Source organism: Teichococcus aestuarii, assembly GCF_003116135.1.
In the GTDB taxonomy this organism is placed as follows: Bacteria; Pseudomonadota; Alphaproteobacteria; order Acetobacterales; family Acetobacteraceae; genus Pseudoroseomonas; species Pseudoroseomonas aestuarii.
Genome location: NZ_PDOA01000001.1, coordinates 274,508 through 294,896 on the forward strand (window position 1 = coordinate 274,508; position 20,389 = coordinate 294,896).

Consider the following 20,389-nt stretch of genomic DNA (forward strand, 5'->3'; position numbering starts at 1 on the left):
CTCAATGATCGCGGCGCATGCGGATTGGAGCATCGATCCGCGCAAGCGCTGGGTCAGCATCGCGCGACGGCGCGGCGGGCAGTGGCGCGCCGAGGCGCCGCGCCCGGTGGGCGACCCCGCCGGGCTGGTGGCCGGGCTGCTGGCCGAGGGCGTGCCGCTGGCGCTCGGGCTCGACCTGCCGCTGGGCCTGCCGCGCGGCTTCGCCGCCGGGCGGCCGGAGCGGGATTTCTGCCACTTCCTGCGCGGGCTGCACGCCTCGCCGGATTTCTTCCTGGTCAGCCCGACGCTGGAGACCGTCTCGCCCGAGCGCCCCTTCTACCCGGCGCGCGGGCTGAAGGGCATGACGCGGCTGGCCCATGCCCGCGCCCTCGGCCTGCCGGACGCCGCCGGCCTCTGCCGGCTGTGCGACCTGGCCACGGCCGAGCGCCCGGCCGGCGCGCCGGTGTTCTGGACGCTGGGGGCCAACCAATCCGGCAAGGCGGCCATCGCCGCCTGGCGGGACTGGCTGGCGCCGGCCCTGGCGGTGGGCGCGCGGCTGCGCTTCTGGCCGTTCCAGGGCGGGCTGCTGGAATTGCTGGAGCCCGGCCACGCCGTGCTGGCCGAGGTGTACCCGGCCGAGGCGATGCGGCATCTCGGCATCGTCCTGCCCGGCAGCAAGCGCGACCACGAGGCGCGGCGCGCCACCGGGCCCTCCCTCCTGCTCGCCATGGCGCGGCGCGGCATGCGGCCCTCCCGCGTGCTGGAGCAGGTGGTGCTGGGCGGCTGCGGCACCGATGCCGCCGGCGAGGACCGGTTCGACAGCCTGCTCGGCCTGCTCTGCCTGATCGGCGTGCTGGATGGCGCGCGGCCGGATTTCGTGCCGGAGGACCCCTGGGTGCGGCGCTGGGAAGGCTGGGTGCTGGGGCAGACGGCCCTGCCGGCCGCCGCCACCCCGGCCGGAGTGGCGGCGGGGCCGGCGCCTCAGCCGGCGGGCGGCGCGTAGAGCCCGGCGGCCGTGGCGGCCTGGGTGGCCAGCGCCACGGAGAGGTCGAGCGTCGGCGTCTCCACCCCCGCCATGCGGGCGAGTTCCAGCGGCGTGCGGAACAGCGCCTCCACCTCCATCGGCCGCCCCAATTCCAGGTCCTGCAGGATGGAGGGCTTGTGGGCGAGCTTGGAGGAGGCGGCGACGCGCTTCTCCAGGTCGTACTCGAAGGGGTGGCCGAGCGCTGCGGCGACCGCCATCGATTCGCGCATCGCCCGCAGGATGGCGGCGCGCACCGCCGGGTCCGCCAGCGTGCCGCCGATGCCCTGGCGGGAGAGGATGGTAAAGGGACCCTGGCTGAGATTGCCCATCAGCTTCGCCCACACCTCGCGCCGGATGGCCTCCGTCACCTCGCCCGAGATGCCGCCCCGCGTCAGCACGTCGGCAATGGCCTGGGCGCGCGGGGAAGGGCTGCCATTCACCTCGCCCAGGATCACCCGGTTGTTGGCGTGCTCCACCTTGATCACGCCGGGGCGGATGACGGTGCAGGCGGAATAGACCACGCCGCCCAGGGTGCGCTCCACGCCGATGGCCTCGCGCACCGCGTCGCCCGGATCGATGGCGGGCAGGCGGCGGCCGTCCAGCGGGCCGCCATGGCGGTCGAAATACCACCAGGGGATGCCGTTCATGACGAAGGCCACCGTGGTCTCCGGCCCGAGCAGCGGCCCGATCGCCTCGGCCACCTGCGGCAGGGAGGGGCCCTTGACGGTGACGATCACCGCGTCCTGCGGGCCGAGCTCGGCGGCGGTGCCGGCGGCGACGCGCACCGTGCGGGCACCGTCCGGCGCCTCGATGGTCAGCCCGTCGCGCTGGATGGCGGCAAGCTGCGGCCCGCGCGCCACCACGCTGGTCTCGGCGCCGCCCAGCGCCAGGCGGGCGGCGACATGGCCACCGATGGCGCCGGCGCCGAATACACAGATCTTCATGTCGATTTTAGCTCCGGTTCACGCAGGGCGCGACAGCAGGTCGAGCGCGATGCGCGAGAGCGCCTCGACTCCGGCGGGGATGCAGCCTTCGTCCGGCTGGTAGCCGGCATTGTGCAGGGCATCGCTGCGGCCCGGCGCGCCGGAGCCGATGCGCAGCTGGAAGGCCGGCACACGGCTGGCGAAGGCGGAGAAATCCTCCGACCCCATGCTCGGCTCGCCCTCCGCGACCAGACCGTCGCCGAACTGCGCGCCGAGCGCGGCGAGCGCCGGGTCCAGCACCCGGTCGTCGTTCACCAGGGCGGGCACCATGCGCTGGTAGTCCATGCTGGCCTGCACGCGGAAGCCGGTCTCGAGGCCCTGCGCCAGCCGGCGCAACGCCGCCTCGGCGGTGTCGCGCGCCGCGGCGTGCAGGGTGCGGACGGAGCCCTTCAGCGCCACGCGCTCGGGGATGATATTATAGGTGGTGCCGCCCACCGACTGCCCGATGGTGACCACCGCCGGGTGCAGCGGCTTCACCTCGCGCGAGACCACGGTCTGCGCCTGGGTGACGAAATGCGCTGCCGCCACGATCGGGTCCACCGCCGCGTAGGGGTGCGCCGCGTGGCCGGACTTGCCGCGGATGACGAGGTCGAAGCGGTCGGCCGCCGCCAGGCAGGCACCCCGCACATAGCCGAAGCGGCCGACCGGCATGTCCGGGTGGTTGTGGAAGCCCAGCGCCATGTCGATGCCATCCGCCGCGCCGTCGGCGATCATGGCGGCGGCGCCTTCCAGCGTCTCCTCGGCCGGCTGGAACACCAGCACCACGCGCCCCGCCAGGCGCGGCGCCAGCTCCTTCAGCAGCCCGGCGACGCCGAGCAGGGTGACGGTGTGGATGTCGTGCCCGCAGGCATGCATCTTGCCCGCCACGGTGCTGGCATAGGCCAGGCCCGTCTCCTCATGGATCGGCAGCGCGTCCATGTCGGCGCGGATGGCCAGCGTCGGGCCGGGCCGCTCACCCTCGATCACGCCCAGCACGCCGGTGCGGCCCACGCCGGTGCGGTGGGTGATGCCGAGGCGGCTCAACTCCGCCGCGACAAGGCCTGCCGTGCGTGTCTCTTCAAAGGCGAGTTCGGGGTGGGCGTGAATATCGCGCCGCAAAGCGATGAGGCGGCCGCTCTGCTCCAGGGCCCGCTCATGTAGCCACTGCCCCGGGTCATTGAACAGAAATTCGTTTGTCATGCTCTGGATTGTCCCATTTTGCCAGCGGGCCGGCACTCTTCCGGAAGTATATTGCGCTGCAACATTCATGAACTTTTATTAATGAATATCTGGTGCCTTGCCCCGATGTGTTCCGGTGCCATAGGTTGCCGCTCCATTCAGCGCCTGGGGGGAGGATGCGAGGGGCAGGCCATAACCGCAATGCGGACTGAGGAGGCCGCTGGCTGGAAATGCCGACGGCCTTGCTCGCAAAGATGCTGCAAGCCGGCTGGCATGATGGCCTGACCATCGTCCCGCCCGCGTGCGGCCCTGTCCCGGCTCCGGCGGAGGCAGGGCACCCGCGTATCCAGCGGCAGCCCTCGCGGCTCGCTTATTCCGCTCTCCGAAGAAACAAGGGCGCGTGCCTGCGGCGCGTGGGTTCAAGAAGGAATCGGCATGAGGATCAATGCGAAAGACCTCGCCTCCGGTCTGTTACTGGTGGCGCTGGCAGTTATTGGCTTATGGCTGAACACCGAGCACACGCTTGGCTCGGCGCGGCGCATGGGCCCCGGCTACATGCCGATGCTGGTGTTCTGGCTGGAACTGGGCCTCGGCGCGATCGTGCTGGCGATCTCGCTGCGCGGCGGCTCGGATCCGCTGGAGAAGTGGACCAAGCTTGATTTCGTCACCCTGGCCATCGCCATCGGCGTCGTGCTGGTGGCCTACCCCTTCCTGGCGGCGATGCCGGCCCTCTCGGCCAACTGGTACGCGCTGGGTATCTCGCTGCTCATCGGCTTCGCGGTCGCGGCCGTCAGCCCGGGCTGGCGCAAGCTGGCGCTGGTGCTGGCGGGCATGACGGTCTTCGGCGTGCTGCTGGAGCAGGGCGGCCTGTTCCTGGCCATCACCGCGATGGTGGTGGTGGCGGCCCTGGCCGAGCCCAAGCACCGTCCGCTCGGCGTGCTGGGCTGTGTCGTCTTCCTGCTCGCGCTCTGCTGGTGGGTGTTCATCTACGAGCTGGACATCCGCGTCAGCGTTTGGCCGACCTTCTGAGGCGCCCGGAAACCCATGGAACTGCTTTTCGCCAATCTGGCCCACGGCTTCAGCGTCGCGCTCAGCATCGACAACGTGCTGTTCGCGCTGCTCGGCGCCCTGATCGGCACGGCCATCGGCGTGCTGCCGGGCATCGGCCCGGTGGCCACCATCTCGCTGCTGCTGCCGATCACCTTCGGCCAGCCGGCCACCACCGCCATGATCATGCTCGCCGGCATCTACTACGGCGCGCAGTATGGCGGCTCGACCACGGCCATCCTGCTGAACCTGCCGGGCGAGGTCTCCTCGGTGGTGACAACGCTGGAAGGCTACAAGATGGCGCGCAACGGCCGCGCCGGCGCGGCGCTGGCCATCTCGGCGCTGGGTTCCTTCTTCGCCGGTTCCATCGCCACCATTCTGGTCGCCGCCTCCGGCCCGCTGCTGACGAGCATCGCGCTTTCCTTCGGCCCGGCGGACTACTTCTCGCTGATGCTGCTCGGCCTCGTCATCTCCTCGGTGCTGGCACAAGGGTCGGTCATCAAGTCGATCGGCATGGTGGTGCTGGGCGTGGCGCTCGGCCTGGTCGGCACCGACGTGCAGACCGGCCAGCAGCGCTTCACCTTCGGCATTCCTGAGCTGTCGGACGGGCTGGACTTCGCCGCCATGGCGATGGGCGTCTTCGGCATCGCCGAGATCATCCTGAACCTGGAGCGTCCCGAGGTCCGCAGCGTGCTCTCCACCAAGGTGGGCAGCCTGTTCCTCACCAAGGAGGAGTGGAAGCGCGCCACCCCGTCGGTGCTGCGCGGCACGGTGCTGGGCTCGGCGCTGGGCATCCTGCCCGGTGGCGGCGCCTCGCTGGCCTCCTTCGGCTCCTACATGATGGAGCGGAAGATGTCGCGCGGTAAGGCCGACTTCGGCAACGGCGCCATCGAGGGCGTGGCCGGGCCGGAAGCCGCCAACAACGCCGCGGCGCAGACCTCCTTCATCCCGCTGCTGACGCTCGGCATCCCCTCCAACGCCGTCATGGCGCTGATGGTGGGCGCGCTGATCATCCAGGGCATCCAGCCGGGCCCCCGCATGGTGGAGAGCCAGCCGGACCTGTTCTGGGGCCTGATCTGCTCCATGTGGATCGGCAACCTGATGCTGCTGGTCATCAACCTGCCGCTGATCGGCATGTGGGTGAAGCTGCTGCAGGTGCCCTACAAGTACATGTACCCGGCGATCCTGACTTTCTGCGCGATCGGCGTGTATTCGATCAACAACAGCGTCTTCGGCGTCTATCAGACGGTGTTCTTCGCGATCCTTGGCTACATCTTTGCCAAGATCAAGATGGAGCCGGCGCCGCTGCTGGTGGGCTTCGTGCTCGGCCCGATGATGGAGGAGCACCTGCGCCGCGCCATGCTGCTCTCCCGCGGCGACCCGATGGTCTTCGTCGAGCGCCCGATCAGCGGCGTGCTGCTGGCGATCTGCGCCCTGGCCCTCGGCCTGATGCTGCTGCCCGGCCTGCGCAAGAAGAAAGAAGAGGCGATGGCCGGCTGATCCTGTAAACAGTTACAGCTTTTATGGCCGTTCTGGGTCAATTGCTCAGGACGGCTTTTCTTTTCTAGGCCGTTCCTTATGCTGGCCTCACATTGACGAACGGAGCGGCGCAAATGGCGGAAACGGGGCAGCATCGGATCGTGCCGGTGGTGTTGTGCGGCGGGACGGGCAGCCGTCTCTGGCCGCTGTCCCGCGAAGGGTTTCCCAAGCAGTTCTGGCCCCTGCTGTCACAGCAGACGATGCTGCAGGAGACGGCGAGGCGTGCCGTCGGCCCGGCCTTTGCCGATCCGCTGATCATCTCCAACCAGGAGCATCGCTTCCTGGTGGCCGAGCAGCTGCGCGAGGCGCGGATCGAGAATCCGCGCATCGTGCTCGAGCCGATGGCCCGCAACAGCGCCCCCGCCATCGCCGCCGCGGCGCTGCTGGCGCATGAGGACGACACGCGCAGCGTGCTGTGGCTGATGCCGGCTGATGCCGCCATCGGCGACACCCCCGCCATGCACGCCGCCCTCGCCAGGGCCGCCGAGGCCGCGCGGGCCGGCCGTATCGTCACCTTCGGCATGAAGCCGACCACGCCCGAGACCGGCTACGGCTACATCGAGAGCGGCGCCCCGCTGGAGGGGCTCGACGGCGTCTCCGCCGTGAGCCGCTTCGTCGAGAAGCCCGACGCCGAGACCGCCGCCCGCTTCCTGGCCGGCGGCAGCCATCTCTGGAACTCGGGCATGTTCGTGGCCACCGCGGCCACCCTGCTGGCCGAGCTGGAGCGCTTGGCGCCCGAGCTGCTGGCGGCGGTGCGCGGCGCGGTCGAAGGCGCCACGCGCGATCTCGACTTCATCCGCCTCGACCCCGCGGCCTTCGCCCGCGCGCCGGACATCTCCATCGACTACGCGGTGATGGAGAAGACCAGCCACGCCGCCGTGGTGCCCGCCGATCTCGGCTGGTCCGATGTCGGCTCCTGGGCGGCGCTGTGGGAGGTCTCGCCCAAGGATGCCCAGGGCAACGCCACCCATGGCCCGGTGGAGCTGTACCAGGCCCGCAACTGCTACGTCCGCACCGAGGGCATCCTGACCGGCGTCGTCGGGCTGGAGGATGCGGTGGTGGTGGTGACGGACGACGCCGTGCTGGCCATGCACCGCGACCGCGCCCAGGACGTGAAGAAGCTGCTGGAGCAGCTCAAGGCGGCCAACCGCAAGGAGGCCACCGAGCACCGCCGCATGTACCGCCCCTGGGGCCACTATGAGGGGCTGATCCAGGGCGACCGCTTCCAGGTGAAGAAGATCTCGGTCAAGCCCGGCGCCAAGCTTTCCCTGCAGAAGCACTTCCACCGCGCCGAGCACTGGGTGGTGGTGGCCGGCACCGCCATCGTCGAGCGCGACGCGGAGCGGATCATGCTGCGCGAGAACGAATCCATCTACCTGCCGCTCGGCTGCGTGCACCGCATGGAGAACCCGGGCATGATCCCGCTCACCCTGATCGAGGTGCAGTCGGGCTCCTATCTCGGCGAGGACGACATCGTCCGCTTCGAGGACACCTACGGCCGCACCTGAGGGCCGGCTTCCGGCGGCGCGGGGCGGATCAGCCCGGCGCCGCCCCTTCGGCCATCGCCCGCACCGCCGCCGGGCTGTGGCCCGCCTCGCGCAGCGCCGCCAGGGTGGGGGCGTTGTCGCGTTTCGAGAGGCGCTTTCCGTCCGGCCCCGTGAGCAGCGGGTGGTGGCGGTAGCGCGGCGCCGGCCAGCCCAGCAGCGCCTGCAGCAGCCGGTGCAGGTCGGTCGCCGGCCGCAGGTCTTCCGCCCGTGTCACCAGCGTCACGCCCTGCAGCGCGTCGTCCTGCGTCACGCAGAGATGGTAGGAGGCGGGGATGTCCTTGCGCGCCAGCACCACGTCGCCGAAGCGCGCCGGGTCGCAGCGCAGCCGGCGCGGGCCGCCCTCCAGGCCCAGCTCCAGGAAGGCGAGGGGGCGCGCCACCCGCCGCAGCGCCGCCGCCATGTGCAGCCGCAGCGCATAGGGCTCGCCGGCGGCGATTCGCGCCGCCCGCTCGGCCGCGCCCAGGCGGCGGCAGGTGCCGGGGTAGAGCAGCCCGTCCGGCCCGTGCGGCGCGTGGCCGATCGCCGCCACCTCGCGGGCGATGTCGGCGCGGGTGCAGAAGCAGGGGTAGAGCAGGCCCATCCCCGAGAGCCGCGCCAGCGTGGCGCCATATTCCGGCAGGTGGGCGGATTGCACCCGCACCGGCCCGTCCCAGTCCAGCCCCAGCCAAGCCAGATCCTCCAGGATGCCGGCGGTGAAGTCCGGGCGGCAGCGCACGGGGTCGATATCCTCGATGCGCAGCAGGAAGCGCCCGCCCGATTCGCGGGCGATGCGCCAGCCCAGCAGGGCGCTGTGCGCGTGGCCGAGATGCAGGCGCCCCGTGGGGCTGGGCGCGAAGCGGGTGACGGTGGTTGCGGCCATGGCCGATCGCGCGTAGCGGATGCGGCCGGATCGCAGCAAGGGGATGCCGCATGGCCGCACTCGATGGACCGCGTTGGGGACCGAAGGCAGGGGGCGCGCCGAAGCTGCTCGTGCTGCTGCTGCACGGCTACGGCGCCGATGGCAACGACCTGATCGACCTGGCGCCGCACTGGGCGCAGGCGGTGCCGGAGGCGCTGTTCGTCTCGCCGCACGCGCCGCAGCCCTGCGAGGGCGGGCCCTATGGCCGCCAGTGGTTCAGCCTGGCCGACCGCCGCCCGGCGCCGCTGCTGGCCGGCGCCCAGGCCGCCCGCCCGCTGCTCGACGAGCTGATCGCCCGCGAGGCCGCCGCCGCCGGCCTGCCGGAGAGCGCCGTGGTGCTGATGGGCTTCAGCCAGGGCGCGATGATGGCGCTGTTCACCGGGCTGCGCCGCAAGGCCGCGCCGGCCGGCATCATGGCCTATTCCGGCCGGCTGATCGGCGAGGAGCTGTTGCCGGACGAGATCGCCGGCCGGCCCGAGGTGCTGCTGGTGCATGGCGAGGTGGACGAGGTGGTGCCCGCCGCCAGCAGCCGCGCCGCCGAATCCGCCCTCAAGGCCGCCGGCGTGCCGGTGGAGGCGCTCTATTGCCCGCGCCTGGCGCATGGCATCGACGATGCGGGGCTCTCCGCCGGCGCCCTGTTTTTGCAGCGCGCCGCGGCCCGGCTCGGCCCCGGCGCATGACAGCGTGGTGAAACCCGCGCGGCCGGAGGTTGCACCGGCCGCGCGGGGCTGGCATGAATCCCGTGCACACCGGCGGCGCCACGATATCTGGGGCCTGCCCGCCCGGTCCGGCCCCAGCGGTTGATGCGCGCAGCTTGAAAGGAGCGGCGCTTGCCTGACGGGATGTCTGCGGGAAGCCTGGGAGGATCTCCCGGCGGCTTCCCGGCCTTGGTGCTGAACGCGGATTTTCGTCCGCTGTCCTATTTTCCGCTCTCGCTGTGGTCCTGGCAGGACGCGGTGAAGGCGGTCTATCTCGACCGCGTCTCGGTGCTGTCGGAATACGAGACCTCGGTGCGCTCGCCGCGCCACACCATCCGCCTGCCCAGCGTCATCGCCCTGAAGGATTACATCCCCTCGGCGCGGCGCCCGGCCTTCACGCGGTTCAACGTCTTCCTGCGCGACGGTTTCTCCTGCGTCTACTGCGGCGAGGAGCGGCCGACCCAGGAGCTGACCTTCGACCATGTGATCCCGCGCAGCCGGGGCGGCCGCACCAGCTGGGAGAACGTCGTCACCGCCTGCGGCCCGTGCAACCTGCGCAAGGGCTCGAAGCTGCCGCAGGAGATCCGCATGTTCCCCCGCTGCACGCCGCGCCAGCCGACAGGGTGGGAATTGCAGGACAACGGGCGGATGTTCCCGCCCAACTACCTGCATGAGAGCTGGCGCGACTACCTCTACTGGGACACCGAGTTGGAGAGCTGAGCGGCGCGCCTCAAAGCCGCTGCAGCGGGCCGGACAACGGCGCCTCGGGCGTGCCTGTGGCCGGCCGCGCGGGCGGGCCGCTCTCCGCCGCCGTGGGCTGCGCCGCCCCGCGCATAAGCTCCGTCACCCGGCCGGAGAAGCCGCTGAGGTAGAGATGCGCCGGGTCCATATCCTTCGGATTGTGCCGGACAGTGGCACGGACGCGCACCAGCATCCCCTCGACGCCGCTGCTGCACACCATCTCGCGCTTCAGCACGGGGATCTGCGGGGTTCCCATCCGGAACTCGGCGCAACGCAGGCTGGGCACCGCCTTGCCCTGCGCGGTCATGCTGAAATCCGGGCCGCGCTCGATCCGGGTGCCAGGCTGGGCGGCGGCGTAGAGGCTGATGACAAGGGCGGCCTCCGCGACATCCCGCCGCACCGCCTCCGAGCCGGCACCGTCGGGCAGCGGCGCGCCGGGCGGCCTCAGCACGAACACCGAGGCCCAGGCCCCCTGCGCCTGCTCGGCGTAGCGGATGCGCAGATTGCCGGAATTGCCGTCGATCGCCGCCACCTCCTGCCGCGCGAAGTCGCCGATGCGCGGCGGCAGCCGGTCCGCGAGGCGCTGCTGCGGCAGGGTGCCCTGCGTCCCCGCCACGGCGCAGCCCTGCAACAGCATCACCAGGGCGGGGAGGAAAAGGTAGCGCAACATGGAACGCCCCGGTGGTATGGAGGAAATCTTTCTCGCACTTCGCGGGAGACGTGTCAGCCCCGCTGCCGCGCCCCGGCGAAGGCCAGCCCCGCCAGCCCCAGCGCGTAGATCAGGTTCATCCCGGCCATCGAGACCGGCAGGCCGGGGATGAGATAGGTCGGCTCGTCGCAGGGCTTGGCGGGCGCGGCGGCGAGGCTGTTCATCAGCTCCTCCACGCTGCGGGCGCCGCCGGCGGTGGGCGCGGCGCAGCCGGGCAGGGGGGAGGGCCACCACTTCGCCTCCACCCCCACATGCACGGCCGCCGCGGCGGCGGAGCCGAGGATGGCCAGCCCCGCCAGCGCCAGCATCAGCCGGCGCGGCAGCAGCAGGCCGAGCAGCGCCAGCGCGGCGCCCAGCCAGTAGGGCCAGCGCTGCCACAGGCAGAGCAGGCAGGGGTTCAGCCCGCCCCAGCGCTCGGTGGCCATGGCGAGGAGCGGCGCAGCGGCGGACAGCGCCGCCACGGCCAGCGGGGTCGGCAGGAGGCGGCGCATCAATCCTCGGCGGGGTCCAGCATCTGGTCCATGGCGCGGGCCGGCTCGGCGCAGCCCGCCTGGCCCACCACGCGGGCCGGCACCCCCGCCACGGTGGTGCAGGAGGGCACCGGCTTCAGCACCACCGAGCCGGCGGCGATGCGGGCGCAGGCGCCCACCTCGATATTGCCCAGCACCTTGGCGCCGGCGCCGATCATCACGCCGCGGCGAATCTTGGGGTGGCGGTCGCCCCCCTCCTTGCCGGTGCCGCCGAGCGTCACGCCTTGCAGCAGCGAGACATCGTCCTCGATCAGCGCCGTCTCGCCCACCACGAGGCCCGTGGCGTGGTCGAGGAAGATGCCGCGGCCGATCCGCACCGCCGGGTGGATGTCCGTCTGGAACACCACGGAGGCGCGCGATTGCAGCCACAGCGCCATGTCCCGCCGCCCCTGCCGCCACAGGATATGCGCCATGCGGTGCGTGGTGAGGGCGTGGAAGCCCTTGTAGTAGAGCAGCGGCTCCAGCGCGCGGGAGGTGGCCGGGTCGCGGTCCACCACCGCCATGATGTCGCTGCGCACCGCCTCGCGCAGCGCCGGGTCCTCTTCCAGGAAGCGCTCCAGGCTGCGGCGCAGCAGGGCGGTGGGCAGGTCGGCATGGTCGAGCCGGGCGGCGACGCGGCTGGCCAGGGCGGATTCCAGGCTCTCGTGCTGCAGCACGGCGGCGTGCAGGAAGCCGGCCAGCTCCGGCTCCTGCGCCGCGGCCGCCTCCGCCTCCTGCCGGATTCGGCTCCAGACAGGGTCCAGCAGGCCGGCCGCGTCACGGAGGGGGAAGGGCTGGGGGACGGACTGGTTCATGCGGGCTCCTGGGCGGGCGGGCCGCCGCCTGGGCACCGCCGGAAGGGCGCCGGGACGGAGGGGGGCCTGGAGCCGGAACGTCGCGCCGCCGACGCCCGGGGTCAAGCGCCGTGCGGGCTGGACCGGCTGGCGTGCCACGCATACCGTGCCGCCCCGCATCATCCGGGGAGGGGAAGCACCGCATGCCGATCATCTGGGGCCGCGCCAACAGCAGCAACGTCATGAAGCTGCTCTGGTTCTGCGCGGAGACGGGGCTGGATTACGAGCGGCGGGACGCCGGCGGCGCCTTCGGCGTGACGCGGGAGGCCGGCTACACCGCGAAGAACCCCATGTCCCTGGTGCCGACGCTGGAGGAGCCGGATGGCTGGGCGGTGTGGGAGAGCAACACCATCCTGCGCTACCTGGCCAGCACCACGCCGGCCGCGGCCGCCCTCTACCCGGACGCGCCACGCGCCCGCGCTGGCATCGAGCGCTGGATGGACTGGCAGCTCGCGCATCTCTCGAAGCCGATGACCACGCTGTTCTTCACCCATGTCCGCATCCCCGAGCCGGAGCGGGACTGGTCCGCCGCCGAGGCGGCGCGGCGGCAGGCGGCGGAGCTGTGGGCCCTGCTGGACCGCCAGCTGGAGGGCCGCGCCTTCATCGAGGGCGACACCTTCACCCTGGCCGACATCGTGCTCGGCATCTTCGCGCATCGCTGGCACGCCCTGCCGATCGAGCGGCCGGAGCTGCCGGAGCTGCGCCGCTGGTACGGCACCCTGGCCGGGCGCCCCGGCTTCGCGCGGCACGTGATGGTGCCGATGACCTGAGGCGCGCCGCCTGAAGCGTGACGGCAGCGCGCAACCGCGTGACGCCGCCGCCGGCTTGCGCTACAGGAGGGGCCGCACCGCGCGCGAGAGTGGCGGAACGGTAGACGCAGACGACTCAAAATCGTCCGACCTCAGGTCATGCGGGTTCGAGTCCCGCCTCTCGCAATCAGGTTCTTCCCAGTCTCGGCGGCCGGGCCTCAGCGGTCTGTCAGGCGCAGCTCGATGCGGCGGTTGCGGGCCATCGCCTCGGCCGAATCGCCCTCGTCGATCGGCTGGTGCTCGCCGAAGGCGGTCGCCGCCACCCGGTTGGCCGGCAGGCCCTCGGCGATCAGCAGCTGCGCCACGGCGATGGCGCGCGCCGCCGACAGCTCCCAGTTGCTGGCGAAGCGCCCGCCGCGGATCGGGTTGCGGTCGGCATGGCCATCGACGCGCAGCACCCAGGGCAGGTCGGGCGGGAAGCGGCGGCTGACGTCGAGCAGCACCTGCGCCAGGGCGCGGAGCTGCTGCTGCCCGGCGCCGGAAAGCTCGGCGCTGCCCACGGGGAAGAGCACCTCGCTCTGGAACACGAAGCGGTCGCCGACGGTGCGGATCTCCGGGCGGTCGCCCAGGACCTCGCGCAGGCGGCCGAAGAAGTCGCTGCGGTAGCGCTGCAATTCCTCCACCCGCGCGGCGAGGGCGGCGTTCAGCCGCTGGCCGAGCTGGCTGATCTGCGCGTCCTTGTCGCGCCCCGACTGCTCCTCGGCATCCAGCAGCGCGGCGATGCGGGACAGTTCCGCGCGCAGCGTGGCGAGCTGCTGGGTCAGCAGCGCCACCTGGGCGCGCGCGCTCTCGGCCAGCCGGACATGCTCGCCGCTGGCGGCCTCGGCCTGCTGGCGGGCCTGGGCGGCCTGGGCGGCGGCGGCCTCGGCCTGCTGGCGGGCCTGGTTAGCCTGGGCGGCGGTGGCCTCGGCCTGCTGGCGTGCCTGGACGGCCTGGGCGGCGGTGGCCTCCGCCTGCTGGCGTGCCTGGTTGGCCTGGGCTGCGGTGGCCTCGGCCTGTTGGCGGGCCTGGTTGGCCTGGGCGGCGGTGGCTTCGGCCTGCTGGCGGGCCGCCTCGGCGGCGCGGGTGGCCGCCTCGGCGCGCTGGCGCTGCTCGGCCTCGCCGCGCGCAAGCTGTTCGGCGGCGCTGCGCGCGCGCTCCTCGGCGCCCGCCCGTGCCAGGGCCTCGGCGGCACGGCGTTCCAGCTCGTCGCGCAGCGCCGTCAGCTGCTGGATCTGCTGTGTCAGGCGGGCAAGATCGGCCAGCCTTGCCTCGATGGTGGCGCGGTCGGCCGCCACGGTGCGGTTGAGCGCCTCCATCTCCTGGCGCAGCGTGGCCACGGCCTGCTGCGTTTCCGCAAGCTGGCGGCGCGCCTCGGCCAGCTCGGCGGCGTTGCGGTCGCGTGCCTGCTCGGCGCCGCCGGCACGCGCCTGGGCCTCGGCCAGCTGGGCGCGGGTGGCCTCCAGCATGCCACGCTCGGTGGCCAGGGCACGGCGGGCCGCGGTCAGGTCGCGCAGTGTCTGCGCGGTGTTGCCGCCCATCGCCTCGGCGCGGGACAGCGCCTCGGCCAGCCGCTCCTCCAGGCTGGCGATGCGGCTGGCGGCGCCGCCGGCGGAAAGCTCCAGGTCGGCCAGCCGGGCGGCGAGGCGGTCGCGCTCGGCACGCAGCGCCTCGCGGTCGGCCGTGCCGCGCTCGCGCTCGTCGCGCAGGCCGGAGAGCTGCGAGAGGGCGGCGTCGCGCGCCGTGGCGGCGAGGCGGAGCTCCTCGGTCAGCCGGCCGAGATTGGCGCGCAGCTCCTCGCCCTGGCCGCGCTCCAGCGCCAGCATCTCGGCCAGCTCGGCCACCTGCCGGTTCAGGCGGTCCAGCGCCTGGTCGCGCGAGGAGAGGGCGACGGAGAGGAAGCCCTGCGCCAGCACGAAGACCAGCAGCACGAAGATGATGACCATCAGCAGGGTGGAGAGCGCGTCCACATAGCCGGGCCAGGCGTTCATGCCCTCGCGCGGGCCGCGCCGTCCGAGCGCCATGGCCTCAGCGCCCGCCGCGCGGGAGGGTCGGGGTCATCGCGGGCCTTCCTCGGCCAGGGCGGCGATGGTGCGGGCGAGGATCTTGATCTCGCCGCGGATCTCGGCGGTGGACTGGGCGCGGCCCTGGGCCAGGTCCTCCACCAGCCGGGCCATGTAGACCTCCAGGTTGCGCAGATGCGCGCGCGAGGCATCGTCCAGCGCCCCGTGCGTCTGCGCATGAGTCTGCGCCTCGGCCAGGCGCGCCAGGGTGGGGGCGAGGCCGGACTGCGCCTCGGCCATGCGCTGCATCAGCACCTGGTTGGCACGCATCTGCTCGGCCATGATCGAGAGCCGCTCGGTCAGCGTGTGCAGCGCCTGGGAGGAGGCGGCCCGGCTTTCCTCGCCGCGCGCCATGATGCGCTGCAGGTTCTCGAGGTTCTCGGCATTCTGCTCCAGCAGCGCCTGCACATAGGCGGGCACGGCGCCGCCCGCCTCGCCATCGCCGCCCAGCACGCCGGAGGAGAGGCGGGTGACGCCGGCCAGCCATTCCTCCAGCTCGGAGTAGAAGCGGCTCTGCGCCTGCCCGGCGGTGAGGTCGAGGAAGCCCAGCACCAGCGCGCCGGCAAGGCCCAGCATGGAGGAGGAGAACGCCACCCCCATGCCGGTGAGCGGCTGCGCCAGCCCCGATTTGAGCTGGTTGAACAGCTGGTTCAGGTCGCCCGAGCCCACCGACATCGAGTTGATGACATCGGCCACCGCGCCGATCGTCAGGATCAGGCCCCAGAAGGTGCCGAGCAGGCCGAGGAAGATCGACAGCCCCGTCATGTAGCGCGACAGCTCGCGGCTTTCGTCGAGGCGGGAGGCGATGCCGTCCAGCACGCTGCGCATGGCCGTGGCGGAGAGCGAGAGGCGCTCCCCGCGCCGCGCCGCGAACATCGAGGCCATCGGCGCCAGCAGGCGCGGCGCGGGGCGGTTGGCGCCGCCGGCGCCGGGGCGCGGGGCACGGAAGCCCTCCAGCCACTCCACCTCCGGCTTCAGCGCCAGCACCTGCCGAATGTTCCAGGCCACGCCGATCAGCAGCACCGCCAGGATGACGCCGTTCAGCAGCGGGTTGGCGGCGAAGGCGCGCGCCAGCTCGGCCGAGAGCAGCGCCGCCAGCGCCACGACCGCCGCCAGGAAGGCGAGCATTCGCAGCAGGTAGTGGGTTGGGCGGGTCATGGGCGGGCCTGGCTCTGGGTCTGTCGGTTGGCGCTGGGCGGCAGCAGCACGATGCTGTCGCGCGCCTCCTCGGTGCGGCCGAGGGGCCGGATGTCGATGCGGGTGCCGTCCAGCCCCGCGGCTTCCAGGATCTGGCGCAGCGCCAGGCCGTTGGCCAGCGAATCGCGCCGCGCGGCCGAGGCATCCTCGGCCGGGCCGGCCACCTGCGCCAGCAGGGTCACGCGCCCCTCGGTGCGCCCGGCCAGCCAGCGGCCGATCTCGGTGAGGGCGGCGCGGCTGGCGGCCTCGGGCCGGCCGCGCGCGGCCTCGCCATTCAGGCGCCATCCGCCGCCGGCCAGGGCTTCCATGCCGCGCGGCAGGGCGATGGCCGGCTGCGGCAGGGCCTCGGCCGGCTGGGGCGGGCGGCTGAGGTCCGGCGGCTGGGGCGCGCTGGGGGGCGGATCGGCGGGCAGGGGCTGGGTGGCAGGCTGCTGGGTGGCAGACTGCTGGGTGGCAGGCTGCTGAGCCTGGGCCGGGCCCAACAGGGCAGGCTGCGCCAGGGCCAGCGGCACGGCCAGCAGCAGGAGGGGGCGGAGCAAGCGGAAGCGGGGGCGCATTGTATCGCGCAGCCTAGCCGACATCCTCGTGCAGGGGAAACGCGGCCGCGGGAGAAAGGGCATGGCCGCCCGGCCCGGCGCGCGCCCGGCCGGTGCCGGAGAGAGGCCGCGGCCCATGGCGCCGCCCGCCCCCCTGATCCGGGCTTCAGCCCTCGCCGCGGGCGCGGCCGACCAGGGCGATGCCTTCCTGCACCACCTCGCGCAGCTTCGGCTGCAGGTGCGGGTTGCCGGCCACCACATGGCCGTTGGCGTAGCAGTCGCCGCCCTCGGGATCGGTGGCGTAGCCGCCGGCTTCCTTCAGGATGACCAGCCCGGCGGCGATATCCCACTTCGCCATGCCCAGCTCCCAGTAGCCCTCGTAGCGGCCGGCGGCGGTCCAGCAGAGGTCGAGCGCGGCGGCGCCCATGCGGCGGACGCCCGCCACCTGCGGCATCAGCCGGGCCAGGGTGGCGCTGAACTCCGCCTTGCGCTGCACCTTGGCGAAGGGGATGCCGGTGGCGAACACCGCGTGCAGCATGTCGCGCCGGCCGGAGACGCGCAGGCGGCGGTCGTTGAGGAAGGCGCCGTTGCCCTTCTCGGCCCAGAACAGCTCGTCGGCGGCGGGGTTGTAGACGACGCCGGCGACGACCTCGCTCGTGGTCTCGGTCAGCCGCTTCTCGATGCCGATGGACACCGCCCAGTGCGGGATGCCGTGCAGGAAGTTGGTGGTGCCGTCCAGCGGGTCGATCACCCAGCGCCATTCCCAGTCATTGCCGCCGCTCTCGCCCTGCTCCTCGCCGAGGAAGGCGAAGTTGGGGCGGGCGCGGCCGAGCTCGGCGCGCAGCGTCTCCTCGGCGCGGAGATCGGCCTGGGAGACGAAGTCCCCGGGGCCCTTCATGCTGACCTGCAGCTGCTCCACCTCGCCGAAATCGCGCAGCAGGCGGCGGCCCGCCTTCTGGGCGGCGGCCACGACGACGTTGAGGGCGGGGGAGAGGCGGGCGGATGCGGCCACGGCGGGGGGAACTCCGGCAAAACGGAAGGCGCTGCTCCGCGGAAGGGAGAGCCCTTCCGCGCCTCATCTGCCAGGGCAGGAGGCCCTGGCCCCGCCGACGGCCCCGGGCAGCAGGGGGCCGGCGGCGGGTGGCGGGCGATCAGCCCTTGGCGCGCTCGACGTAGGAGGCGTCCTCGGTCTTCACCACGATCTTCTCGCCGGCGGTGACGAAGGGCGGCACCATGGTCTTCACGCCGTTGGAGAGCACGGCCGGCTTGTAGGAGGAGGAGGCGGTCTGCCCCTTCACCACCGGGTCGGCCTCGGCCACCTCCAGCGTCACGGTCTGCGGCAGCTCCATGGCCACCGGGTCGCCCTCGATCAGCTTGACCGAGACCGTCATGTTCTCGGCCAGGAAGGGCAGGCGGTCGCCCAGGATCGCGCCGGGGACGATCGTCTGCTCGAAGGTCTCGGGGTCCATCAGCACGAGGTTCTCGCCATCGGCGTAGGAGTAGGTGAACTCCTTGTCCTCGGTCATCAGGCGCTCGACCGTGTCGGCGGTGCGCCAGCGGTCGTCCTTCTTGGTGCCGGTCTTGATGTCGCGCATCTCGACCTGGATGAAGGCGCCGCCCTTGCCCGGGGTGATGATCTGGATCTTCAGGACCGTCCAGCGCCGGCCCTCATACTCGATGACCTGACCGGGCCGCATCTGGTTGGCCTGCTGCTTCATGGGCTTGGCACCTGCTTCATCGGGCTGAAGGAACGAATGGGCAGGCGGCATGACCGCCACGGCCCGGGCGGCGGGCGTTTAACGCTCCGCGCGGCGGGAAGCAACCTTGGCGGCACGGCCCGCATGGCGCGGGCGGCCCTCATGCGGCGCCCGGGCCGCTCCTGCCCGGCGCGGCGGGGCGGGATGCCTCGGCCCGCAAGCAACGCAGCACCGCCTCGAACTCGGCCAGCAGCAGCGCCTGGCTTTCCTGCTCCGCGCCGGCCAGGACCGAAGCCAGTTCCCCCTGCACGTCGGCCAGGAAGGCGGCGGGGTCCTGCGCGTCGCCCATCATGTGCCGCAGGGCGCGCCGGATGGCGGAATGCAGCAGCTCGCGCTCCATCGCGGCGAGGGCGCGAAGATCCGCCGGTGCAGCCGGGGCGCAGGAAGGGCCGCCTGCCTGGCCGGGCGGTGGGCAGCTCCGGTCCGGGCAAGGCGGAGGCGAATCAGCGTCGTGCAAATCTCGACCCGTTCTTGCGCGGGGCACAGGAGCGATGCCGCCATGGCTGGCGCATAATTGTCATGCTGCAGATGCAGGTCTTTCCCGGAGCTCGCAAGAAGAATTTTCCGGCAGCCGACAGGGCGAAACAATTGGTCCCGCGACAGCACGGGCGACACCTGGAAAAACCGGCGCTAACAGAAAATGATAATATTCTTATTTTTCGTATTCATGGCGAAATAATAATCTCTCGTCGCCGGCAGGATAGATGGGCAAGAGGCGCCTGCACCTGCGGAAAACCCATGCCTCTGCCTTCCAGAACCACCCGGGAGACTGCGCCCCAGCGCATGGACACCGTCATCCGCTCCGTGGCGGAGGCGCAGGATGCCGCCTGGGCGACGGGCCAGATGCTGGCCGCCATGGTACTGTCCATGGTGGAGGCCGATCTGCGGGTGCTGGTCGAGCACAACCCCTGGCTGCGTGCGCAGGGCGCGGAGCCGCGGCCGGCTCCCGAGCGGCGCTGAGCCGCGCCGGGTCAATGCGCCACGCGGCCGAACACCGCCGTGAGCAGCATGAACAGCGCGCCCCCCGCCAGGAAGCCCACCAGCGTCCCGTTCACCCGCACGAACTGCAGGTCGCGCCCGACGCGGAGCTCGATCTTCTCCACCACCGTCGCCGTGTCCCAGCGCGCCACCACGCCGGCGATGAAGTCGGCCAGCTGGCCCTGGGCGGCGCCCAGCGTGCCGCGCACCGCCTGCTGCGCCAGCGTGTTCACCCGCTCCCGCGCTGCCGGGTCCTCCTCCAGCAGGGTGCCGAGATTGGCGAACAGCCCTTCCATCATCGCCGCGGCGCGGCTGTCCGGGGCGGCGGCGTCGGCGGCCAGGCTGCGCTTGAGGCGGCCCCACACATCCATCAGCCAGGCCGCCACGGTGGGGTGGGAGGCCGCCTCGCGCAGCGCGCGGCCGATGGCGGCGGCGCGCTCCGGGTCGGTCTCCAGCTTCTCGATCTCGGTGTTCAGCCAGGCCTCGAAGGCGATCCGCAGCGTGCTGTCGCCCGGCTCCGTGCGGTCCAGCTCCTGGTTGATGGTGCCGAGGATGCGGCGGGCCACGGCGGCGCCGGCCAGCCAGCCCACCAGCGCGCCGCCCTCGGCCCGCACCCGCGCCTGGATGGCGGCGCGCAAATCGTCCTCCTTCGCCGCCAGCAGGGCCTTGAGCTGCTCCAGCGCCAGGCCGAACACCGCCTGGTGCTGGCCGCCCGCCATCAGTGCCCGCAGCATGCGGGCCAGCAGCCGCGCCGCGCCGGGGCCGGAGACCATGCGTGGCAGCAGCCGCTGGATCAGGCGGCGGGCGCGGCCATCCTCCACCGCGTTCAGCAGGGCGGGCAGGCTGGCGGCCAGCGCCTCGGCGGCGGGGCGGGCGGTGGCCGGGTCGGCCAGCACGCGGCGCAGCAGCCCGGCCACGTCCACCCGCGCCATCACCCGCTGCAACTCCGCCTCGGTGAAGACGTGGTTGGCCACGAAGCGCCCGAGGCCGCGCCCCAGCCGCGCCTTCTGGTTGGGGATGATGGCGGTGTGCGGGATGGGCAGGCCGAGCGGCCGGCGGAACAGCGCGGTGACGGCGAACCAGTCCGCCAGCCCGCCCACCAGCCCCGCCTTGGCCGAGGCCTGCAGCAGCTCCGCCCAGTAGCCGGGCGGCAGCTGGTAGGCGCCCAGCATCAGCGCCGCCATCAGCACCAGCAGGCCGGTGGCGAAGCGCCGGTGGCGGACGAGGTTGCGGCGCAGCTCGGCGTCGGGGTCCGGGAGGAGGGAGTCCGGGGGAAGGGAAGCCGGGGGAGGGGGCGTGGCAGGCATCCCGCCGAAGGTAGTGCGCCACACCCCCTGGCGGGAGGCGGCACGCCCGACAATACGCCGTGCCTGGCCACGATCCC

General features: G+C 72.5%; 21 protein-coding genes and 1 tRNA gene. 9 read left to right on the top strand and 13 right to left on the bottom strand.

Annotated elements, in window-relative coordinates; all coding sequences use genetic code 11:
• The first annotated feature begins 4 nt into the window (after positions 1–4).
• The gene (locus CR165_RS01335; RefSeq protein WP_109515148.1) at positions 5–982 is read left to right on the top strand and encodes a hypothetical protein; all 978 of its coding nucleotides are present in this window, start codon (positions 5–7) and stop codon (positions 980–982) included.
• Here CR165_RS01335 and CR165_RS01340 read toward each other — a convergent pair.
• Together CR165_RS01340 and CR165_RS01345 are read right to left on the bottom strand one after the other, a co-directional pair.
• Positions 961–1,947 carry a ketopantoate reductase family protein gene (locus tag CR165_RS01340; RefSeq protein ID WP_109515149.1) on the bottom strand — a complete coding sequence of 329 codons (987 nt, stop codon included), beginning with the start codon at positions 1,945–1,947 and terminating at the stop codon, positions 961–963. The two genes, CR165_RS01335 and CR165_RS01340, sit on opposite strands and share 22 nt — an antisense overlap.
• A gap of 18 nt (positions 1,948–1,965) precedes the next feature.
• Positions 1,966–3,165, bottom strand: coding sequence for a M20 metallopeptidase family protein (locus CR165_RS01345; protein ID WP_109515150.1), 1,200 nt, complete (start codon positions 3,163–3,165; stop codon positions 1,966–1,968).
• Positions 3,166–3,579: 414 nt separating this feature from the next.
• Here CR165_RS01345 and CR165_RS01350 point away from each other — a divergent pair, with 414 nt between their 5' ends.
• From CR165_RS01350 to CR165_RS01360, 3 genes are all read left to right on the top strand, one after another.
• Positions 3,580–4,173, top strand: a complete 594-nt coding sequence (locus tag CR165_RS01350) for a hypothetical protein (RefSeq protein WP_109515151.1) — start codon at positions 3,580–3,582, stop codon at positions 4,171–4,173.
• Between the two features lie 15 nt (positions 4,174–4,188).
• Positions 4,189–5,691 (top strand): tripartite tricarboxylate transporter permease, encoded by a 1,503-nt coding sequence (locus tag CR165_RS01355; RefSeq protein ID WP_109515152.1) that lies wholly within the window; start codon positions 4,189–4,191, stop codon positions 5,689–5,691.
• Positions 5,692–5,804: 113 nt separating this feature from the next.
• The gene (locus tag CR165_RS01360; RefSeq protein ID WP_109515153.1) at positions 5,805–7,238 is read left to right on the top strand and encodes a mannose-1-phosphate guanylyltransferase/mannose-6-phosphate isomerase; all 1,434 of its coding nucleotides are present in this window, start codon (positions 5,805–5,807) and stop codon (positions 7,236–7,238) included.
• Between the two features lie 28 nt (positions 7,239–7,266).
• On the opposite strand, the gene gluQRS is transcribed toward CR165_RS01360, so the two are convergent.
• Entirely contained in the window at positions 7,267–8,136 is an 870-nt protein-coding gene (gene gluQRS / locus CR165_RS01365; protein ID WP_109515463.1) for a tRNA glutamyl-Q(34) synthetase GluQRS, read from the bottom strand.
• Positions 8,137–8,186: 50 nt separating this feature from the next.
• On the opposite strand from gluQRS, the gene CR165_RS01370 reads away from it, so the two are divergent.
• Positions 8,187–8,855, top strand: coding sequence for an alpha/beta hydrolase (locus tag CR165_RS01370; protein WP_109515154.1), 669 nt, complete (start codon positions 8,187–8,189; stop codon positions 8,853–8,855).
• Positions 8,856–9,017: 162 nt separating this feature from the next.
• The gene (locus tag CR165_RS01375; protein ID WP_109515155.1) at positions 9,018–9,593 is read left to right on the top strand and encodes an HNH endonuclease; all 576 of its coding nucleotides are present in this window, start codon (positions 9,018–9,020) and stop codon (positions 9,591–9,593) included.
• A 10-nt stretch (positions 9,594–9,603) separates the two neighbouring features.
• Here the strand turns inward: CR165_RS01375 and CR165_RS01380 are convergent, their stop codons facing one another.
• Genes CR165_RS01380 through cysE form a run of 3 tightly spaced genes read right to left on the bottom strand, consistent with a single transcriptional unit; the run spans position 9,604 to position 11,647 of the window.
• Complete coding sequence (locus CR165_RS01380) at positions 9,604–10,284, bottom strand: hypothetical protein (RefSeq protein ID WP_109515156.1); 681 nt, start codon at positions 10,282–10,284, stop codon at positions 9,604–9,606.
• 53 nt (positions 10,285–10,337) lie between these two features.
• Positions 10,338–10,814: a disulfide bond formation protein B gene (locus CR165_RS01385; RefSeq protein WP_109515157.1), complete on the bottom strand. Its 477-nt coding sequence runs from the start codon at positions 10,812–10,814 to the stop codon at positions 10,338–10,340.
• Positions 10,814–11,647, bottom strand: a complete 834-nt coding sequence (cysE, locus tag CR165_RS01390; RefSeq protein ID WP_109515158.1) for a serine O-acetyltransferase — start codon at positions 11,645–11,647, stop codon at positions 10,814–10,816. The genes CR165_RS01385 and cysE overlap by 1 nt, the downstream gene beginning before the upstream one ends.
• 182 nt (positions 11,648–11,829) lie before the next feature.
• On the opposite strand from cysE, the gene CR165_RS01395 reads away from it, so the two are divergent.
• Positions 11,830–12,456, top strand: a complete 627-nt coding sequence (locus CR165_RS01395; protein WP_109515159.1) for a glutathione S-transferase family protein — start codon at positions 11,830–11,832, stop codon at positions 12,454–12,456.
• 83 nt (positions 12,457–12,539) lie between these two features.
• A tRNA-Leu gene (locus tag CR165_RS01400) sits at positions 12,540–12,621 on the top strand.
• Positions 12,622–12,653: 32 nt separating this feature from the next.
• On the opposite strand, the gene CR165_RS01405 is transcribed toward CR165_RS01400, so the two are convergent.
• The 6 genes from CR165_RS01405 to CR165_RS01430 all read right to left on the bottom strand — a co-directional run bounded on the left by CR165_RS01405 (position 12,654) and on the right by CR165_RS01430 (position 18,367).
• A complete protein-coding gene (locus CR165_RS01405) occupies positions 12,654–14,498 on the bottom strand; it encodes a peptidoglycan -binding protein (RefSeq protein ID WP_245906042.1) in 1,845 nt (614 codons plus the stop codon).
• Between the two features lie 33 nt (positions 14,499–14,531).
• Positions 14,532–15,695 (bottom strand): MotA/TolQ/ExbB proton channel family protein, encoded by a 1,164-nt coding sequence (locus CR165_RS01410; protein ID WP_109515160.1) that lies wholly within the window; start codon positions 15,693–15,695, stop codon positions 14,532–14,534.
• Entirely contained in the window at positions 15,692–16,273 is a 582-nt protein-coding gene (locus CR165_RS01415) for a hypothetical protein (protein WP_146201807.1), read from the bottom strand. Before CR165_RS01415 ends, CR165_RS01410 begins: the two co-directional genes overlap by 4 nt.
• Before the next feature lie 163 nt (positions 16,274–16,436).
• Positions 16,437–17,282 carry an inositol monophosphatase family protein gene (locus CR165_RS01420; RefSeq protein WP_109515162.1) on the bottom strand — a complete coding sequence of 282 codons (846 nt, stop codon included), beginning with the start codon at positions 17,280–17,282 and terminating at the stop codon, positions 16,437–16,439.
• Positions 17,283–17,421: 139 nt separating this feature from the next.
• On the bottom strand, positions 17,422–17,988 hold the full coding sequence (gene efp / locus CR165_RS01425) for an elongation factor P (protein ID WP_109515163.1): 567 nt from the start codon (positions 17,986–17,988) through the stop codon (positions 17,422–17,424).
• 139 nt (positions 17,989–18,127) lie between these two features.
• Complete coding sequence (locus tag CR165_RS01430; protein ID WP_109515164.1) at positions 18,128–18,367, bottom strand: hypothetical protein; 240 nt, start codon at positions 18,365–18,367, stop codon at positions 18,128–18,130.
• Between the two features lie 443 nt (positions 18,368–18,810).
• Here CR165_RS01430 and CR165_RS24810 point away from each other — a divergent pair, with 443 nt between their 5' ends.
• Positions 18,811–18,987, top strand: a complete 177-nt coding sequence (locus CR165_RS24810; RefSeq protein ID WP_181377958.1) for a hypothetical protein — start codon at positions 18,811–18,813, stop codon at positions 18,985–18,987.
• A gap of 11 nt (positions 18,988–18,998) precedes the next feature.
• Here the strand turns inward: CR165_RS24810 and CR165_RS01435 are convergent, their stop codons facing one another.
• Complete coding sequence (locus CR165_RS01435; RefSeq protein WP_109515165.1) at positions 18,999–20,312, bottom strand: DUF445 domain-containing protein; 1,314 nt, start codon at positions 20,310–20,312, stop codon at positions 18,999–19,001.
• Between the last annotated feature and the right edge of the window lie 77 nt (positions 20,313–20,389).

Excerpts from the sequence above, each read along its gene's own strand:
- CR165_RS01335 (WP_109515148.1), top strand. The coding sequence starts at position 5 with ATGATCGCGGCGCATGCGGATTGGAGCATCGATCCGCGCAAGCGCTGG.
- CR165_RS01340 (WP_109515149.1), bottom strand. The coding sequence starts at position 1,947 with ATGAAGATCTGTGTATTCGGCGCCGGCGCCATCGGTGGCCATGTCGCC.
- CR165_RS01345 (WP_109515150.1), bottom strand. The coding sequence starts at position 3,165 with ATGACAAACGAATTTCTGTTCAATGACCCGGGGCAGTGGCTACATGAG.
- CR165_RS01350 (WP_109515151.1), top strand. The coding sequence starts at position 3,580 with ATGAGGATCAATGCGAAAGACCTCGCCTCCGGTCTGTTACTGGTGGCG.
- CR165_RS01355 (WP_109515152.1), top strand. The coding sequence starts at position 4,189 with ATGGAACTGCTTTTCGCCAATCTGGCCCACGGCTTCAGCGTCGCGCTC.
- CR165_RS01360 (WP_109515153.1), top strand. The coding sequence starts at position 5,805 with ATGGCGGAAACGGGGCAGCATCGGATCGTGCCGGTGGTGTTGTGCGGC.
- gluQRS (WP_109515463.1), bottom strand. The coding sequence starts at position 8,136 with ATGGCCGCAACCACCGTCACCCGCTTCGCGCCCAGCCCCACGGGGCGC.
- CR165_RS01370 (WP_109515154.1), top strand. The coding sequence starts at position 8,187 with ATGGCCGCACTCGATGGACCGCGTTGGGGACCGAAGGCAGGGGGCGCG.
- CR165_RS01375 (WP_109515155.1), top strand. The coding sequence starts at position 9,018 with ATGTCTGCGGGAAGCCTGGGAGGATCTCCCGGCGGCTTCCCGGCCTTG.
- CR165_RS01380 (WP_109515156.1), bottom strand. The coding sequence starts at position 10,284 with ATGTTGCGCTACCTTTTCCTCCCCGCCCTGGTGATGCTGTTGCAGGGC.
- CR165_RS01385 (WP_109515157.1), bottom strand. The coding sequence starts at position 10,814 with ATGCGCCGCCTCCTGCCGACCCCGCTGGCCGTGGCGGCGCTGTCCGCC.
- cysE (WP_109515158.1), bottom strand. The coding sequence starts at position 11,647 with ATGAACCAGTCCGTCCCCCAGCCCTTCCCCCTCCGTGACGCGGCCGGC.
- CR165_RS01395 (WP_109515159.1), top strand. The coding sequence starts at position 11,830 with ATGCCGATCATCTGGGGCCGCGCCAACAGCAGCAACGTCATGAAGCTG.
- CR165_RS01405 (WP_245906042.1), bottom strand. The coding sequence starts at position 14,498 with ATGGCGCTCGGACGGCGCGGCCCGCGCGAGGGCATGAACGCCTGGCCC.
- CR165_RS01410 (WP_109515160.1), bottom strand. The coding sequence starts at position 15,695 with ATGACCCGCCCAACCCACTACCTGCTGCGAATGCTCGCCTTCCTGGCG.
- efp (WP_109515163.1), bottom strand. The coding sequence starts at position 17,988 with ATGAAGCAGCAGGCCAACCAGATGCGGCCCGGTCAGGTCATCGAGTAT.
- CR165_RS01430 (WP_109515164.1), bottom strand. The coding sequence starts at position 18,367 with ATGGAGCGCGAGCTGCTGCATTCCGCCATCCGGCGCGCCCTGCGGCAC.
- CR165_RS24810 (WP_181377958.1), top strand. The coding sequence starts at position 18,811 with ATGGACACCGTCATCCGCTCCGTGGCGGAGGCGCAGGATGCCGCCTGG.
- CR165_RS01435 (WP_109515165.1), bottom strand. The coding sequence starts at position 20,312 with ATGCCTGCCACGCCCCCTCCCCCGGCTTCCCTTCCCCCGGACTCCCTC.